We start from the raw sequence: 16198 nt of genomic DNA, 5'->3' as shown, positions 1-16198 counted from the left end.
ATGCCGCTGCTATACATCGACCTCATCGAGGGCCGCACGCCGTCGGAGGTCGGGGCCCTGCTCGACGCGGTTCACGAATCCGTCGTCGAAGCGTTCGGGGTGCCGCCGCGCGACCGCTATCAAGTGGTGCGCACCCATCCCGCCCACGAAATCGTCGCTTTAGATACCGGTCTCGGCATCAGCCGCTCGTCGCACCAGGTGATCGTCAACGTGGTGAGCCGGCGGCGTACGCGGGCGATGAAGGAGAAATTCTACGAGCTGCTGGCGACCAACCTGGCCGAGCGGTGCGGTCTCGACCCGGCCGACCTGATCGTCTCGATCACCGAAAATGGCGACGAGGATTGGTCTTTCGGCTACGGCCGGGCACAGTTTCTCACCGGCGAGCTGCCATGAGCCTCGACACCCGGCTCACGGAGTCCTTCGGCATCCAACACCCCATCGTGCTGGCCCCGATGGCGATGATCTCCGGTGGCCGGCTCGCGGCGGCGGTGACGTCGGCCGGCGGCCTGGGCCTCATCGGCGGCGGCTACGGCGACGCGGAATGGCTGCGGCGCGAATTCGACCGGGCCGACGGGGCTGACGTCGGCTGCGGGTTCATCACCTGGAGCCTGGCCCGCCAACCTGAGCTGCTCGACGAGGCCCTGGCCCGGCGGCCCGCCGCGATCATGCTGTCCTTCGGTGACCTGCAGCCCTTCGCCGACCGCATCCGCGCCGCCGGCGCCCCCCTGATCGCGCAGGCGCAGACGCTCGACCACGCACGCCAGGCCCTGGACGCCGGCGCCGACGTGGTGATGGCGCAGGGCGGGGAGGCCGGCGGCCACGGCATGACCGTCCGGTCCACCTTCACGCTGGTGCCCGACGTCGTCGACCTGGCCGCCGAACGCGCACCGGACACGCTGGTGCTGGCCGCGGGCGGGGTGACCGACGGGCGTGGCCTGGCCGCCGCGCTGGCGCTCGGCGCCGACGGCGTGCTCGTGGGCACCCGGTTCTGGGCGTCGCCGGAGGCGTTGGTGTCGCCCCGCGCGCACGAGCGGGCGCTGACGGCCGGCGGTGACAACACCGTTCGCACGCGTGCCTACGACCTGGTGCGGCGGCTGGATTGGCCGGCCGGATACACCGCGCGGGCGCTCGGCAACGCCTTCCTCGACACCTGGCACGGCAATGAGGATGAACTGGCCGCGTCGCTGCCCGAAGCGATAATCGACTACGAAAAGGCCGTCGCGGCAGAGGATTTCGACAGTGCCGCCATACTGGTCGGTGAGGGGGTGGGGCTCGTCCGGCGAGTTCGGCCCGCGGCCGACATCGTGGCCGACATGGTCGAGCAGGCCGGCCGCATCCTGAATCGCGCGACCGGGCCGGACTCAGTACAGCGGTGACCAGTCCGAGGTCCGCAGCAGGCGGCTCTGCCACTGGTCGCGGTACTGCAGGGCGTCGAACATGTAGCTGCCCGGCGCCCGGTGCTCCGGCGGGATCTCCTTGGTCAGCAGATGGACCAGCGCCGCGTAGTTGTTGGAGTCATCGATCTTCTGCCAGAGCATGGCCTCTCGGCGCCGATTGCTCCCATGCGCCACCTGGAAGCACGCCTGGATGTCGAGGATGCGCATTCGGGCCGGCGCCTGGGACAGCGGCCGGTAGTAGATCTCGTCCCAGGACCGGATGTAGTCGTCGAGCGGCGCGTACGGCCAGCCGGTGTCCTCCATGAACATCGTCAGCGGGTGCGTCTCGCCCGTGGTCGGCACGCCGGCCAGGTCGAGGGTCTGCAGCGGTGACCAGCTAACCGGCAGCAGCAGCTTGCCCGTTACCTCGTGGCGCAGGTCGTCCAGTTCACGCATCCACGGGCGCAGGTCACCACTCTGGGTCCGGCGCGCCAGCCTTTCCCAGGCCGCGCCGTCGGCGATGCCGGTGATGGTGACCACGTTGTAGGACAGCCCCGAGCCGTGGGCGTGATTGGTGTACCAGAGCAGCCGGGCCTCGTCCCCGTGGGCCAGCGTGGGCATCCAGCCCTCGCGGTATGCGGCCTCGAATTCGTCCTGCCGCGCGCCGACCACTTGGTGGGTTTCGTGTAGGAACAGCATCGGAACTCCTTGCCGTCAAGCGTCTTTGGCGATCAGCGCGGCGAGCTCGCGGCGGTTCACCTTGCCGGTCGAGCTGTACGGGATCTGCTCGACGATCGCCAGCCGTTCGGGCAGTTTGAAGTAGGCGATCAACTCGCGACAGTGCGCTCGCAGCTGTTCGAGGGTCACCGGCGCGCAAGCCGTCACGGCCACCCCCACACGTTGGCCGAGCTCGTCGTCGGGGATTCCGGCGACCGCGACGTCGCGCACCGCCGGGTGGGAACGAAGCGCCTCCTCCACCTCGATCGGCCCGAACTTCTCGCCGCCGCGGTTTATGGTGTCGCTGAGCCGTCCGCTCGGGAAGAGGTAGCCGTCGGGGTCTTGGCGGGCGAGGTCCCCGGTGCGCAGCCAACCTTCGGTGACGTTCTGGGCGGTGTTGACCCACAGTTCGCCGACCGTTCCCGGCTCGACGTCCTTCCCCGTCTCGGGGTCCACCACTCGCACGTCGACACCGGGCAGCGGCCGGCCGACCGATCCCGCGCGGGCCGGATCGCGGTGATCGGCGGGCAGCAGCGTCGTGTAGGCGCCGAGGGTCTCCGTCTGCCCGAATACGTTGGCGAACGCCACATGTGGGAGGGCGTCCATCGCCCGGCGCACCAAACTGATGGGCGCGGCGGCGGCGCCGTAGGCGACGGCGACCAGCGACGACAAGTCGGCGGCGGCGAAGTCGGGATGGTCGAGGATGCGCTGAAGCATCGCTGGAACCAGGAACGTGGTGCTCACCCGATGCTCGGACACCAGGCGCAACCACTCGCCCGCGTCAAATCGTCGCTGTACCACCGACGTATTGCCCGAGTACAAACTGCCGAGCGTGCCCAGCGCGCCCCCGACGTGGAAGAACGGGACGCACATCATCCCCACCGAGGGTCTGGCGTCGGCCCGGAACGGTGCCGCCATCCCCTTGATCCGCCTTGTCAGTTGCCGGCCGCTGATACCGACGGCCTTCGGGAGTCCCGTTGTCCCGCTGGTGAACAAGACCAAGGCGTCGCGGTCGGCGTCGTCGCTGGACGGCGGCGCTGACCCGCCGGCGCCGTCCAGCAGATCGCTGCTCGTGACCACCGTCGGCGCACCGGCCTCGCGGAGCCGCTGCCCGTACGGCTCCCCCGCTACGGCCACCTCGGCACAGCCCGCGCTCGTCAAGAGCCCGTGCAGTTCGGGCGGGGTCAGCGCGGGGTTCATCAGCGCCGCCGCGGCGCCGACGCGGGCCGCCCCCAGCACGGTCGCGATCGAGAGCACGCTTCCGCCGTCGACGACGGCGACGCGTTGGCCGGCCGCCACGCCGCGGGCGGCCAGGCCGGCGGCGCACCGGTTCACGATGGTCGCCAGCTCGCCGTAGCCGATCGAGCGCCCCTCGATGATGAGGGCGATCCGGGTGGGATCGCCATCCGCGGCGGCCTCGAGCATCGTTGCGATAGTCATGCGCGCGGCTCAGTGCAGGGGTGACCACGCGGAGGTGCGCAGCAGCCGACTGGTCCACTGGTCCCGCAGGTTCAGGGCGTCGTGCATCCACGTCCCCGGCGCGCGGTATTCGGAGGGGATCCGGGTCTCTAGCAGCCCCAGCAGCTGGTCGGGCCGCTGAATGCGCTGCATCAGGACGACCTCCCGGCGCAGGTGGCTGCCCAGCGCGGGCTGAAAAGCCGCCTGGATCACCAGCATTGACGACGGCCGCTGCAGGCTTTGGGCGTACACGTCGCCGCTGCGATCGATGTATTCCTCGAACTTGTCCGGGTAGGGCCACATGGTGTCTTCCATGTAGAGGCTGAGTTCGTGCTCCCGGCCGTCGACCGGCACCTCGCGCGACGTGATCTCCTGCAGCGGCGACCACGGCAGCGGCGCAAGCAGTTTGGCCTCGACGTCGTAGCGCAGGTCGTCCAGCTCGCGCATCCACGCCTGCAAATCACCCTGTTGCACCCGGATCGCGAGGCGCTCCCACGCCGCCCCGTCCCGAACGGCGGTGATGGTCACGACGGTGTAAGACGGTCCGCTGCCCTGGGCGTGGTCGGCGTACCAGAGCAACCGGGCATCGTCACCGGCGGCGAGCATGGGCATCCAGCCCTGTCGGAACGCGGCCTCGAAATCGTCTTCGCAGCGGCCGCGCACCTTGTGCACCTCGTGCATGAACAGCACGCCGAGACGGTAACTCCGAACGCGTTGTCGGGTCTACAGCTGCGCGATTACGCCCTGGACAGCCGAGTTGCGAACTGGTTTGCTCGACTCAGTAATTAACTCACCGGGCAGGAGTCGCCGATGGCCCGTCTCAACGTGCCGGATGGCCCCGGCGGCGAAGCCGCCATGATCTGGACGCTGCGGCCGCAACTCGGCGACATGGTGGAGCGGATGATCCGCGGCGCATACCAGCAGAGCGTTCTGCCGGCCGACGAGCGCGAGCTGGCCAGGATGCGCATCGCCCAGATCAACGACTGCGTCGCATGCTCGGGCTTTCGGGCCCAGTCGGTGCTGGACGCCGGCGTCACGGCGGAGCTCTACGAGAACGTCGCGGCGTACGCCAGCTACCCCGGCTACACGCCGCGCCAACGGCTTGCCATCGAGTACGCCGAGCGCTTCGCCACCGACCATGTCTCCCTGGACGACGCCTTCTTCGAGCGGCTCCGCGAGTCGTTCTCCGACCCCGAGATCCTCGATCTCACCCTCTGCGTCGCGGTATTTCTGGGCTTGGGACGCTCGTTGACCGTGCTGGGCGTCGACCAGTCCTGCGCAATCGATCTCTAGTAAGGAACCGAATGGACCTGGCGACCGTCGACGAATTACTGACGACGACGCGGTCGGTGCGAAAGCGCCTCGACTTGGACCGGCCGGTCGGCCGCGAGGTGATCCTCGAGTGCATTCGGCTGGCGATGCAGGCGCCCACGGCGAGCAACGCGCAGGACTGGCGCTGGCTGGTGATCACCGACCCCGACAAGCGCGCCGCTATCGGCGAGATCTATCGCAGCATCGGCGCCGAATACCTTGCTTACGCGACCAAGCAGGCATCCGATCCGCAGACCCAGCGCGTGTACGCCGGCGCGCTGGCCCTGACCGACACGCTGGGTAAAGTCCCCGTGCACGTGATCCCGTGCCTGGCGAACCGCATCGACAACTCGACTCTGCTGACCGCCGCGTCGGCCTGGGCGTCGATCATCCCGGCCGGCTGGAGTTTCCTGCTCGCCCTGCGGTCGCGGGGGCTGGGATCGGTGTGGACGACGATGCATCTGGCCAAGGAACGGGAAGTGGCCGAATTGCTCGGTATCCCGGACACGGTGACGCAGGCCGCGCTGTTTCCGGTGGCCTATACGATCGGCACCGACTTCCGGCCGGCCACCCGCCCGCCCGCGGAAACCGTGACGTTCTGGGATAGCTGGGGAGACGGCTGATGCAGTCCTACACCGTGCGATTTCACGTCGACGCACCGCCGGCGAAGGTGTGGCGGGTGCTGCATCCGCCGGCGCCGCCCAACGCGCCGCGCCCCCGAGTCCTCAAATGGCCCACCGGCAGCATGGAGATCCTCAACGAGGGCAACGAGGCCGGCGAGGGCCTGGTCCGCACCTGCGTCTACCCGGTGCCCAAGTACCTGCTGTCTGGGGGCCGGGCGCGGTCGTGGGAGACGGTCACCGAAGCCGAAACCAACAAGCTGTCACGCTACGTGGCCGTCGGCGCGCCGCTGTGGTCCCGGGCCGAGGGCTATCACCGGCTTGAGGAGCAGCCCGACGGCACCACCGTGCTGACCTTCCACGAGACCTATCACGCATACAACCCGCTGCTGCGGTTCTTCCTCGAACGCCCGGTGCACGCGAAGATTTCCCGGGACAACCTCGACACGTACGAGCACGCGCTCGGCTACGCCGGCCGCGTGCGGCGGCTCCCCTGAGGGGTTCGTTGGGCGCCGTGACCATGGGTTACGCATCCGGGGGCGCCGGCCGGCGGATGCCGCTTTGCGTGAATTCGGCTGCTCAGCCCGGTACGCTGACGTGCTATGGGGATTGAGGCTGGTGTATCTACGGCCGGAAGGTTGGCCGTCGCGGGGTTGATGATCGCGGGCTGGGCAGCGGCGGTGGGCGTCGCGGGGGCCGACCCGGACCCGACGGGACCCGCACCCGGACCGCCACCGTCGTCGGCCTCACCGGCACCCTCTCCCGCCGCCTCGTCGGCCGCCTCCCCCTCGCCGTCCGCTGGCGCCTCGCCGGCCGCCTCACCGGCACCGGGACCGAAGACGAGCATCGACAAGGACGGCATCTACAACGTCGGGTCCGACATTGTGCCGGGCATCTACAGCTCCGGGGGGCCGCTCGACAACGGCACCTGCTACTGGAAGCGGATGAGCAATCCGGACGGCAACATCATCGACAATTCGATGAGCAAGAAGCCTCAGGTGGTGCTGATCGACCCGACCGACAAGGCGTTCAAGACCTCGGGTTGCCAGCCGTGGCAGCTGACCCCGGACGCCGCCCTGCCGCCGACTACACCGCCGGCCGGTGTGCAGAGCACGCTCGGTCTCCTCAACGGCCTGCTCGGCGGCGGCCAGGGCGGACAACAGCCGTCCTCGCCCGCTCCCCACAACTGACGGTTCCTGACGGGCCGTGGCCAGTGCGCAACGAGCTGTCGTCGTCGGCGCCGGTGTCAGCGGTCTGACGTCGGCCGTGTGCCTGGCCGAGGCCGGCTGGTCGGTGCGAGTCTGGACGGCCGCCACGCCACAGCACACGACCTCCAAGGTGGCGGGCGCGGTATGGCTGCCGCCGCGGCCGGCGGAGCGTGCAAGCGGCACGCTGGATTGGACCGAGCACTCCCTGCGGGTCTTCCGCGAACTCGCGGACGACGCCGACTCCGGCGTTCAACTGTCGCCCGCGATGGCGGTCGGTGAACTGACTGCGGCCGAGGCGATGTCGTCCGCCGCGGCGTTGATTCCCGACCTGCGCCCCGCCGACCCCGCCGACCTTCCGGCGGGCTTTAGCAACGGATTTCGCGCCACGTTGCCGATGATCGACATGCCGCACTATCTCGACTACCTGACCCGGCGGCTGGCCGCGGCCGGCTGCGCAATCGAGGAGCAACCGGTGCGGTCACTGGCCGAGGTCGCCGACGCCGCGCCGACCGTAGTCAACTGCGCCGGTCTGGCCGCGGGATCCCTGACCGGTGACGACACGCTGCGCCCGCTGTTCGGCCAGCACGTCGTGCTCACCAATCCCGGCCTGCGGCAACTCTTTCTGGAAATCAACGGCGGGCCGGAATGGACCTGCTACTTCCCCCACCCACAGCGCGTCGTTTGCGGCGGCATCAGCATCCCCGGCCGCCGGGACACCACCCCGGACCCCGACGTGACCGAACGAATCCTGCACCGCTGCCGCCAGATCGAGCCACGGCTCGCCGAAGCCGAGGTGATAGAGATCATCACCGGGCTGCGTCCCGACCGCCCCTCGGTGCGGGTGCAGGCCGAGCCGCTGGGCCGGGCCCGGTGCATCCACAACTACGGCCACGGCGGCAACGGCGTGACCTTGTCATGGGGTTGCGCGCGCGACGTGGTCCGCCTCGCCGGTCAGCGGGAGGCGCGGTGAGCATCGACTACGCGCTGGACGCCCACATCGCCACCATCACGATCAACCGTCCCGAGACCCGCAACTCGTTGGACATGGAACACTTCCGCGACCTGGCCCACGCGTGGGCGGCGTTCCGCGACGACGCCGGCGCCTGGGTGGCGGTGATCACCGGTGTCGCGCAAGACTTTTGCACCGGCGCCGACCTCAAGAAGTTCATCCCCGAACTCACCGGCGACCTGCCGCAGCCCGAAGGCTGGAACAAGGACGACGCCATCCACGCCGTCCTGCACCACTTCCCCGTCTACAAACCGATCATCGCCGCGGTCAACGGCACTTGCGTCGCGGGCGGCTTCGAGATGTTGAGTTCCACCGACATCCGCGTCGCCGTGCCCGCCGCGCGATTCGCGGTGATGGAGCCCAAGCGGGGCCTTTTCGCCGGCGGCGGAAGCACCGTGCGGCTGCCGCGTCAGATGCCCTATCCGCTGGCGATGGAGCTACTGCTGACCGCCGACATGGTCGACGCGGACCGCGCGCTGGCGATGGGGCTGATCAACCGCGTGGTCCCGCCGGAACGGCTGATGGATACCGCGTACGACTACGCCGAGCGCATCGCGGCGAACGCGCCGCTCGCGGTGTTCGCGACGAAGCAGTCGGCCGTCGAGGGTCTGGCGCTCGACCTCGCGGCGGCGTACGACAACGAAACCCAGCACAGCGACCGCATTTTCGAGACGCAGGATGCCAAGGAGGGGCCGCGGGCCTTTGCCGAGAAGCGTCCGCCGCGGTGGCAGGGCCGCTAACGCCGGCTGACGTCCCGAATGATCAGCGACAGCACCCAGCTCACGATGGACAACACGATCGCCGCCCAGATCGCCGTCCACCAGAAATGATCGATCTGCAAACCCCAATGTGTGGTGTGCTCGGTGATTAGGGCGGTGATCCACAACATCAGCGCGTTGACGACGACGTGAAACAGCCCCAGGGTCAGGATGTACAGCGGGATCGACAAGAACTGGACGATCGGCTTGATGAACGCGTTGACCAGTCCGAAGATGACGGCGACGACGAAGATGATGCCGACCCGTTCCAGCTTCGTGTCACCGCCGACGAACGTGATCCCATGGACGAACTTGGTGACCAGCCATAGCGCGAAACCGGTCAGTGCGGCGCGAAGCAGGAAAGGGCCCATGCCCAAGATCCTCTCACCAGGCGTGCGCGAAAGGCAGCCTGTTGAGTTGACTGCCGATATTCCTCGCTAAGCGTCGCCGCGCTGCGACGCCAGGTACTTCACCATCTGGCACAGGTTGACGACGGCCGCGCTCAACTTATAGATGGTGGCGTCCCGATCCGCCACACACGACTGCCAATCGGGGAACTCCTGCGGGGCTTTCTGGTTGTCGGCGTTGAGGTGCATTTTCTGCTCGATCTGGTCGCACAGATCGGCGAGGGTCAACTGCCCCGGCGCGCTGCTATCGGAGAACCATTTGTCAGTCATCTTCGGATCGTCGCCTCTCAAACATCCCCGCTTTCTCCTCAGGCTATCGGGCCGACTGCCACGAGGATTGCGCGGCCGCTCAATTCAAATTGTAGAAGCGCTGGGCGTTTAACCCGCCGATCTTTTCGCGGGCCATTTCGGTGATGTCCGGACGGGTCCGCAGGTGCTTGGTGCTTTCCGGCCATTCACCGTCCCAGTGCGGGTAATCGCTGGCGAACATGATGAAGTCGGCGCCGAGCACGTCGATCACCCCGGGCAGGATCGGTTCCTCCGGCTCGCACGTCACCCAGATGTTGCCCGCGGACAGGTACTCGTGCGGGTCGCGCCGCCAGCCGCGTTCGACCCAGTCGCCGCGCTTCTCGTAGTGCTCGTGCAGGCGATCCATGAAGAACGGGACCCAGCCCGCACCCGCCTCGAGGAAGGCAACCCGCAACCGCGGGTGCCGCTCGAAGACGCCGCCGGAGACCAGCGCCGTCATGGCCGTCATCTGATCGAACGGGAAACTGATGCAATGCACCTGAATGTAATTGGTGAAGCGGTCGACACCGATCTTCGGCAGGTGGATGCCCGGGGCGCCGTGAATGCCCAGGGGCATGTCGAGGTCGACCGCGGCGGCGTAAAAGGGGTCCAGGTCGGGGTGGTCGAGATTGCGCGTCTTGAGTGCCGGCGGAACCAGAGTTGCCACCAGCCCAAGCTCTTTCGCTTCGGTCATGACGTCGATCGCCGCCTGGCCGTGCTCGATGGGGGTTACCGCGACGCCGCGCAGCCGTCCACCCGACGGGGCGCAATAATCCGCGATCCACTGGTTATAGAGCCGGGAGAATCCCGCCCCGAACTCGGGATCCTCGAGCGTCGGGGCGCACAGCCCCAGGCTGGGGTACAACACCATGGTGTCGATGTGGTCGCGGTCGGCATCCCCCAGCACGCCTTCGGTCGACCGGCAGTTGATGTCCGGCGCCTTGCTGATGCCGTGCTCGGGCGGACAGCCGGCGCCCGGGCCCTGATCCTCCGGATAGTTGCGGCCTTCGAACGTCAGCCGCAGCCGCCCGTCGGTGCTGGGCTTGACGTGCTGCGGCCAGCGTTTGATCGCTTCGATTGCCAACGAGGGGTTCTCGGCAACGTGTCCGTCCGCGTCGATGATGCGCATGTATTCGCAACTTACTCTCGCGCCATCGCGCTCGGTACTGCACGATGCTGACGTGACAACTCAACGGTTGACCGCCGATCAGCGAAACTCATTCATCGCGGCGTTGTTGGGCTGGACGATGGACGCCTTCGACTACTTCATCGTCGTGCTTGTCTACGCCGACATCGCAAAGACTTTCCACCACAGCAAGGCGGAGGTCGCCTTCGTCACCACGGCCACCCTGATGATGCGTCCCGTCGGCGCGCTGCTGTTCGGGTTGTGGGCCGACCGCGTCGGCCGGCGGCTGCCGCTGATGGTCGACGTGATGTTCTACTCCGTGGTCGGCTTCCTGTGCGCGTTCGCCCCCAACTTCACCGTGCTGGTGATCCTGCGCCTGCTGTACGGCATCGGCATGGGCGGCGAGTGGGGTCTTGGGGCCGCGCTCGCCATGGAGAAGGTGCCCGTCGAGCGACGCGGGTTCTTCTCGGGGTTGCTGCAGGAGGGTTACGCGTTCGGCTACCTGTTGGCGAGCGTCGCCTCGCTGGTGGTGATGAACTGGCTGGGGCTGTCCTGGCGGTGGCTATTCGCGCTGAGCATCGTTCCGGCGCTGGTCAGCCTGATCATTCGCTACCGGGTGGAGGAGTCCGAAGTCTGGGAGGCCGCGCAGGACCAGATGAAGCTCACCAGCACCAGGATCCGCGACGTGCTGCGCGACGGGGTGATCATCCGCCGGTTCATTTACCTGGTGCTGCTGATGACGGCCTTCAACTGGATGAGCCACGGCACCCAGGACGTCTACCCGACCTTCCTGACGTCGACCGCCAACCACGGCGCCGCACTGTCCAGCGCGACGGTCAAGTGGATCGTCATCGTCTACAACCTCGGTGCCATCATCGGCGGCCTGTTCTTCGGCACGCTGTCGCAGCGATTCAGCCGTCGCTACACCATCATCTTCTGCGCGCTGCTGGCGCTGCCGATCGTTCCGCTGTTCGCCTACTCGCGCGCCGCCGCGATGCTGTGCCTCGGCTCGTTCCTCATGCAGCTGTTCGTGCAGGGCGCATGGGGGGTGATTCCCGCCCACCTGACCGAGATGTCGCCGGACGCCATCCGCGGCCTGTACCCCGGCGTCACCTACCAGCTCGGAAACCTGCTGGCCGCGTTCAACCTCCCCATCCAGGAACGGCTGGCCGAGTCGCACGGCTATCCCTTTGCCCTGGCGGCGACGATCGTGCCGGTGCTGATCGCGGTGGCGTTCCTGACGCTGATCGGCAAGGACGCCACCGGAATTCGTTTCGGCACCGCCGAAAGCGCTTTCCTGCCAACCGAAGTGACGTGAGTCAGTCCGAATGGTTCAGCAGGCGCAGCAGCAGGTGCATCGCCACTGTCGTCGAGCGCTCCCGGATGTCCGAGCGGTTGCCGGGCAGCCGCAACGTGCGGGTGTCCGTGCGGCCGTTTGAGAGCTCCACCGTGAAACACACCGTGCCAACCGGCTTTTCGGGAGAGCCTCCGCCGGGGCCGGCGATCCCGGTGATCGCGACGGCGGTGTCGGCGCCGAAACGGCGTAGCGCCCCGGCCGCCATCGCCTCGGCCACCGGCTCGGACACCGCGCCGTGGGCCTCGATCAGCGCCGGATCGACGCCCAGCAGTTCCGCTTTCGCATCGTTCGAATAGGCCACCACCCCGCCGGCCACATACTCCGACGATCCGGGCCGGTCGGTCAGTCGCGCCGCCACCAGCCCCGCGGTGCAGGATTCGGCCGTCGCGATCCGACGACCGGCCAGCGCTTGGCCGACCAGATCGTCCACGGTCGAACCATCTTCGGAGAACAGCTGCTGTGCGTGTCGGTCACGCACCAGCTGGATCAGCTTCGCGTAACCGGCGGCGGCGTCCGGCTCGTAGCGCGTGACCATCTCGACCTCGCCCCGCCGCAAGCAGGTGGTGATCTCGAGCGACTCGAAGCCCGGCACCGACGCCTCGGCATCGCGCAGGGTCTCGGCCAGGCCCGACTCGGGCAGCCCGAACATGCGCACGGTTTCCTGCCGATAGAGCGTTCGGCCGGCGATCGCCTGCTGGGCGGCGGGCGTCTCGATGGCCCGGTGCCACATCGGCTGCAGCTCGCGGGGCGGCCCCGGGAGCACGATGACCGTCGGCTTGCCGGGCACGACCACGCCGGGCGCGGTGCCGACCGGGTCGAGCACCTGCGATCCGGCGGGAATCATCGCCTGCTTGCGGTTGGCGGCGCGCACCGCCTCGAAGTCCACGCCCTCGAATCGCGCCATCAGCTTCTTGAGGATGTTCGCGATCTTGTTCTCGGTCTCGTCGTCCAACACCAGCTCGCGGTTGCAGAACCGGGCCACCACCTCCACGGTCATGTCGTCGGCCGTCGGTCCAAGGCCACCGCTGGTGACGATCAGGTCCATGCCCTGGTCCGCCATGAAGCGCAGCTGCGCCTCGATGTCTTCCGGGCGGTCGCCACAGATCGTGATGTGCGCCAGCTCGACGCCCAGCTCCAGCAGGCGGTCGGCGATCCAGGGTCCGTTCGCGTCCTGGACGCGCCCGGTGAGGACTTCGGTTCCGGTGACGACGATTCCTGCGCGTGCGCTCACCGCCATGAGCCTACTGGCAGGGCTGAGAGACAATGGGCCGATGACCGAGCTAGAGGTCTTGCAGGCCGACGTCACCAAGCTCGAAGTCGACGCGATCGCCAATGCGGCCAACACGCAACTGCGGCACGGTGGCGGTGTCGCCGCGGCCATTGCCCGCGCCGGCGGCCCGGACCTGCAGCGGGAATCGACCGAGAAGGCGCCCATCGGGCTCGGGGATGCCGTCGAGACGACGGCCGGCGACATGCCGGCGCGCTACGTAATCCACGCCGCGACCATGGAGCTCGGCGGCCCGACGTCGGCGGAGATCATCGCGCGGGCCACCGCTTCCACGCTGCGGAAGGCCGACGAGCTCGGCTGCCGCACCCTCGGCCTGGTGGCCTTCGGCACCGGCGTCGGCGGCTTCCCGCTGGATGAGGCGGCGAGGCTGATGGTCGACGCCGTCCGGCGACACGAGGCGAAATCGTTGGAGAAGGTGGTGTTCGCCGTTCACGGCGACGCGGCCGGGCGCGCGTTCCGGGACGCCGTTGCCGGCTAATCCTCTTCGAGGTAACGCTCGACGGAGGCGACCTTCTGCGTCATCGCGTCGCTGACACCGGCCCGCCAGTCCGCCTTGATCACCGTGCTGACCCGGGGCGCGCGAGCGGCCACCGCCTCGACCGCTCGCTGCACGACCGCCATGACTTCTTCCCAGCTTTCACCCTCGATCACGGTGAACATCGAATCGGTCTTATTCGGCAGGCCGGAATCGCGCACTACCCGAACCGCTTCGGCGACGATCTCGCCGACACCCTCGCCCACACCCATGGGCGTGACGGAGAACGCGACAAGCACAGACACTCAACGAGCCTACCCAACCATTTGAGTGTCGGCCTGGCAGCATCAAGGCCCATGCGGGTTTTGGTGCAACGGGTCGCTTCGGCGACGGTGTCGGTCGGCGGCGAGGTGGTGGGCGCCATCCGGCCCGCCGGTCAGGGCCTGCTGGCCTTCGTCGGCGTCACCCACAGCGACGATGCCGACAAGGCGCGACGGCTCGCCGAAAAGCTCTGGAATCTACGGATTCTCAGCGACGAGCGGTCGGCCGCCGACGTCAACGCGCCGATCTTGGTCGTCAGCCAGTTCACCCTGTACGCCGACACCGCCAAGGGCCGACGACCATCCTGGAATGCGGCCGCTCCGGGCGCGGTCGCCGAGCCCTTGGTGGCGGCATTCGCCGACGCGTTGCAACGGCTGGGCGCCGAAGTCCACAGCGGGGTGTTCGGCGCGAACATGCAGGTCGAATTGGTCAATGACGGCCCGGTCACGGTGCTACTGGAGCTCTGACCCGCGATTGCAGGTACGTTGGGACAGGCCGATTTTTCGTGACCGATCGTTGACGGGAGGGGCGACCATGACCGCGACGCCCGAGTTTGGCTCGCTCCGTTCCGACGATGACCATTGGGACATCGTCAGCAGCGTGGGCTACACCGCCTTGCTGGTGGCCGGATGGCGTGCGCTGCATGCCGTGAGCCCGCAGCCGCTGGTCCGCGACGACTATGCCAAGGTATTCATCGAGGCCTCGAAAGACCCGTATTTGGCGGGCGTGCTCGCCAACCCGGGGACCTCCGAGGACGAGATGGCCTTCCCCCGTCTCTACGGCGTACAGACCCGGTTCTTCGACGACTTCTTCGTTGCCGCCGGCGCCGCGGGCATACGACAGGCGGTGATCGTGGCCGCCGGCCTGGACTCCCGCGCATATCGACTCGAATGGACACCGGGCACAAGGGTTTTCGAGGTCGACCTGCCGAAGGTGCTGGAGTTCAAGGCACACGTGCTCGCGCAGCACGGCGCCAAACCCAAGGCCCCCAGGGTAGAGGTTGCCGCCGATCTGCGCGCCGACTGGTCGCGGGCTCTGGAGGCCGCCGGCTTCGACGTGGAACGCCCCAGCGCCTGGTCGGTGGAGGGAGTGCTGCCCTACCTGACCGACGAGGCCCAGAACACGCTCTTCACCCGGATCAGTGGACTCAGTGCGCCCGGCAGCCGGATTGCCATCGGCGCGTTGGGATCCCGTTTGGACCACGACCAGCTCGAGGCCCTTGAGACGGCGCACCCCGGCGTCAACATGTCCGGCGACGTCGATTTCTCCGCGCTGACCTACGAACCCCAGACCGACCCCGCGGAACGGCTGGCCGCGCACGGGTGGACCGTCGAGCCCGTCCGCAACACGCTCGACCTGCAGGCCGGTTACGGGATGACCCCGCCCGATGTCGACGTCAAAATCGACAGTTTCATGCGGTCCCAATACATCACGGCAACGCGGTAACAGACCTAGGGCGTCAACAGGATTTTCACGTCGTCGCCCGAGCGCGACGCCGCGGTCGCGTAGCCCTTGGACGCCTCCTCCAACGGCAGCGTGGTGGTGAAGATGCCGTCGACGTCGAGCCGCCCGGACTGCAGCAGCGGGATCAATTCCGGCCAGGTGCGCTGCACCGGCGCCGTCGTCATCCGCAGCGTGATGCTGCGGATCAGGCAACCCAGGGCGTTGAGCGGGAACGGATTCATGTCGTGTACACCGACAACCGAGACCGTGCCGCCCGGCCGCACCGCATTGAGTGCATCGGTCAAAGACGCGTCCGTGGCGACGGCGTCGATCACCGCATCGGCGCCACGTCCCCCGGTGGCGGCGAGGATGGCCTCGACCGCCGGCGCCTTGAGGGGCGTCGCGCCCCACTGGGCGGCCCGATCCAGCCGGCCCTGCACTTGGTCCACCGCGAAAACCGTTGCGGCTCCTTGAAACAGCGCGCTGCGCAGCGAGCACAGCCCCACGGCGCCCAGACCGATGACCGCCACGGTGCCGCCGAACGGAATATCGGCGCGTTGCGCCGCCGCCCAGCCCGTGGCGAGGTTGTCGGTGAGGAGTAGCGCCTGTTCGGTGCTGATGCCTTCCGGCACCTTGAGCAACTGGAAGTCGGCCGCCGGCACGGCCAGCAGGTCGGCCTGCGCTCCCCCGAGCAAACCCCCGCCGAAGATCTGAAAGCCTCTGTGGCACATGACGGGATCGCGGGTGGCGCAGCCGGCGCAGGCGCCGCACCCGGTCACCGAGGACACCATGACGAGGTCGCCCACCTTGACGGTGCGTACCTCCGGCCCCGCCTCCAGGACGGTGCCGAGCGCCTCGTGGCCCAGCGCGATCGGGTCGGGCATCGGGAAATCGGCCTCGTAGAAGTGCAGGTCGGATCCGCAGATGCCGGCGGCGGCGACGTCGACGATAGCCCCGTCGGGTCCGGGGAGGGTGGGATCGGGCCGCGTGTCGACCCGGATGCTGTGGGGTCCGTCGACGACTACCGTACGCATAG

At 68.2% G+C, this 16198-nt stretch carries 21 protein-coding genes; 12 read left to right on the top strand and 9 right to left on the bottom strand.

The genetic code is table 11. From position 1 onward, the window contains the following. Positions 1–393: a tautomerase family protein gene (locus tag A5756_RS16535; RefSeq protein ID WP_066954410.1), complete on the top strand. Its 393-nt coding sequence runs from the start codon at positions 1–3 to the stop codon at positions 391–393. Continuing rightward, positions 390–1376, top strand: coding sequence for a nitronate monooxygenase family protein (locus A5756_RS16530; RefSeq protein WP_066954407.1), 987 nt, complete (start codon positions 390–392; stop codon positions 1374–1376). Before A5756_RS16535 ends, A5756_RS16530 begins: the two co-directional genes overlap by 4 nt. Here A5756_RS16530 and A5756_RS16525 read toward each other — a convergent pair. From A5756_RS16525 to A5756_RS16515, 3 genes are read right to left on the bottom strand one after another with little or no spacing between them, the layout of a single operon-like run. Next, positions 1362–2075 carry a hypothetical protein gene (locus A5756_RS16525; RefSeq protein ID WP_066954404.1) on the bottom strand — a complete coding sequence of 238 codons (714 nt, stop codon included), beginning with the start codon at positions 2073–2075 and terminating at the stop codon, positions 1362–1364. The two genes, A5756_RS16530 and A5756_RS16525, sit on opposite strands and share 15 nt — an antisense overlap. A 15-nt stretch (positions 2076–2090) precedes the next feature. Continuing rightward, the gene (locus A5756_RS16520) at positions 2091–3533 is read right to left on the bottom strand and encodes a class I adenylate-forming enzyme family protein (RefSeq protein ID WP_066954401.1); all 1443 of its coding nucleotides are present in this window, start codon (positions 3531–3533) and stop codon (positions 2091–2093) included. A gap of 9 nt (positions 3534–3542) precedes the next feature. Further along, complete coding sequence (locus A5756_RS16515) at positions 3543–4232, bottom strand: hypothetical protein (RefSeq protein WP_232005354.1); 690 nt, start codon at positions 4230–4232, stop codon at positions 3543–3545. Between the two features lie 129 nt (positions 4233–4361). Between A5756_RS16515 and A5756_RS16510 the strand changes: the two genes are divergently transcribed. The 6 genes from A5756_RS16510 to A5756_RS16485 all read left to right on the top strand — a co-directional run bounded on the left by A5756_RS16510 (position 4362) and on the right by A5756_RS16485 (position 8439). Next, the gene (locus A5756_RS16510; RefSeq protein ID WP_066954393.1) at positions 4362–4844 is read left to right on the top strand and encodes a carboxymuconolactone decarboxylase family protein; all 483 of its coding nucleotides are present in this window, start codon (positions 4362–4364) and stop codon (positions 4842–4844) included. Positions 4845–4855: 11 nt separating this feature from the next. Beyond that, positions 4856–5485, top strand: a complete 630-nt coding sequence (locus A5756_RS16505; RefSeq protein WP_066954390.1) for a nitroreductase family protein — start codon at positions 4856–4858, stop codon at positions 5483–5485. Further along, a complete protein-coding gene (locus tag A5756_RS16500) occupies positions 5485–5979 on the top strand; it encodes an SRPBCC family protein (RefSeq protein WP_066954387.1) in 495 nt (164 codons plus the stop codon). Before A5756_RS16505 ends, A5756_RS16500 begins: the two co-directional genes overlap by 1 nt. A 105-nt stretch (positions 5980–6084) precedes the next feature. Then, the gene (locus A5756_RS16495; RefSeq protein WP_197505785.1) at positions 6085–6672 is read left to right on the top strand and encodes a hypothetical protein; all 588 of its coding nucleotides are present in this window, start codon (positions 6085–6087) and stop codon (positions 6670–6672) included. Between the two features lie 16 nt (positions 6673–6688). Then, complete coding sequence (locus tag A5756_RS16490) at positions 6689–7660, top strand: FAD-dependent oxidoreductase (RefSeq protein ID WP_066954384.1); 972 nt, start codon at positions 6689–6691, stop codon at positions 7658–7660. Further along, the gene (locus tag A5756_RS16485; protein WP_066954381.1) at positions 7657–8439 is read left to right on the top strand and encodes an enoyl-CoA hydratase/isomerase family protein; all 783 of its coding nucleotides are present in this window, start codon (positions 7657–7659) and stop codon (positions 8437–8439) included. The genes A5756_RS16490 and A5756_RS16485 overlap by 4 nt, the downstream gene beginning before the upstream one ends. On the opposite strand, the gene A5756_RS16480 is transcribed toward A5756_RS16485, so the two are convergent. From A5756_RS16480 to A5756_RS16470, 3 genes are all read right to left on the bottom strand, one after another. Then, complete coding sequence (locus A5756_RS16480) at positions 8436–8828, bottom strand: phage holin family protein (protein ID WP_066954377.1); 393 nt, start codon at positions 8826–8828, stop codon at positions 8436–8438. The genes A5756_RS16485 and A5756_RS16480 overlap by 4 nt on opposite strands. A 66-nt stretch (positions 8829–8894) precedes the next feature. Continuing rightward, entirely contained in the window at positions 8895–9134 is a 240-nt protein-coding gene (locus A5756_RS16475; RefSeq protein WP_066954374.1) for a hypothetical protein, read from the bottom strand. 79 nt (positions 9135–9213) lie between these two features. Next, positions 9214–10281, bottom strand: coding sequence for an amidohydrolase family protein (locus A5756_RS16470; protein ID WP_066954370.1), 1068 nt, complete (start codon positions 10279–10281; stop codon positions 9214–9216). Positions 10282–10333: 52 nt separating this feature from the next. Here A5756_RS16470 and A5756_RS16465 point away from each other — a divergent pair, with 52 nt between their 5' ends. Further along, positions 10334–11596 (top strand): sialate:H+ symport family MFS transporter, encoded by a 1263-nt coding sequence (locus tag A5756_RS16465; RefSeq protein WP_197505784.1) that lies wholly within the window; start codon positions 10334–10336, stop codon positions 11594–11596. Between the two features lies 1 nt (position 11597). Here A5756_RS16465 and A5756_RS16460 read toward each other — a convergent pair whose 3' ends face one another. Then, positions 11598–12872, bottom strand: a complete 1275-nt coding sequence (locus A5756_RS16460) for a competence/damage-inducible protein A (protein ID WP_066954368.1) — start codon at positions 12870–12872, stop codon at positions 11598–11600. Between the two features lie 34 nt (positions 12873–12906). Here A5756_RS16460 and A5756_RS16455 point away from each other — a divergent pair, with 34 nt between their 5' ends. Beyond that, entirely contained in the window at positions 12907–13401 is a 495-nt protein-coding gene (locus tag A5756_RS16455; protein WP_082948149.1) for a macro domain-containing protein, read from the top strand. Here A5756_RS16455 and A5756_RS16450 read toward each other — a convergent pair. Continuing rightward, positions 13398–13703 (bottom strand): MTH1187 family thiamine-binding protein, encoded by a 306-nt coding sequence (locus tag A5756_RS16450; protein WP_066954365.1) that lies wholly within the window; start codon positions 13701–13703, stop codon positions 13398–13400. The genes A5756_RS16455 and A5756_RS16450 overlap by 4 nt on opposite strands. Positions 13704–13754: 51 nt before the next feature. Between A5756_RS16450 and dtd the strand changes: the two genes are divergently transcribed. Together dtd and A5756_RS16440 are read left to right on the top strand one after the other, a co-directional pair. Continuing rightward, positions 13755–14186 (top strand): D-aminoacyl-tRNA deacylase, encoded by a 432-nt coding sequence (dtd, locus tag A5756_RS16445; protein ID WP_066954362.1) that lies wholly within the window; start codon positions 13755–13757, stop codon positions 14184–14186. A gap of 67 nt (positions 14187–14253) precedes the next feature. Next, positions 14254–15165, top strand: coding sequence for a class I SAM-dependent methyltransferase (locus A5756_RS16440; RefSeq protein ID WP_066954359.1), 912 nt, complete (start codon positions 14254–14256; stop codon positions 15163–15165). A gap of 5 nt (positions 15166–15170) precedes the next feature. Here the strand turns inward: A5756_RS16440 and A5756_RS16435 are convergent, their stop codons facing one another. After that, a complete protein-coding gene (locus tag A5756_RS16435) occupies positions 15171–16196 on the bottom strand; it encodes an alcohol dehydrogenase catalytic domain-containing protein (protein ID WP_066954357.1) in 1026 nt (341 codons plus the stop codon). Positions 16197–16198: the final 2 nt, after the last annotated feature.

The organism is Mycobacterium sp. 852002-53434_SCH5985345 (assembly GCF_001667155.1).
In the GTDB taxonomy this organism is placed as follows: Bacteria; Actinomycetota; Actinomycetes; order Mycobacteriales; family Mycobacteriaceae; genus Mycobacterium.
Note: the sequence above shows the minus strand (reverse complement) of the source record. Positions and strands in the feature narration are given on the sequence as shown.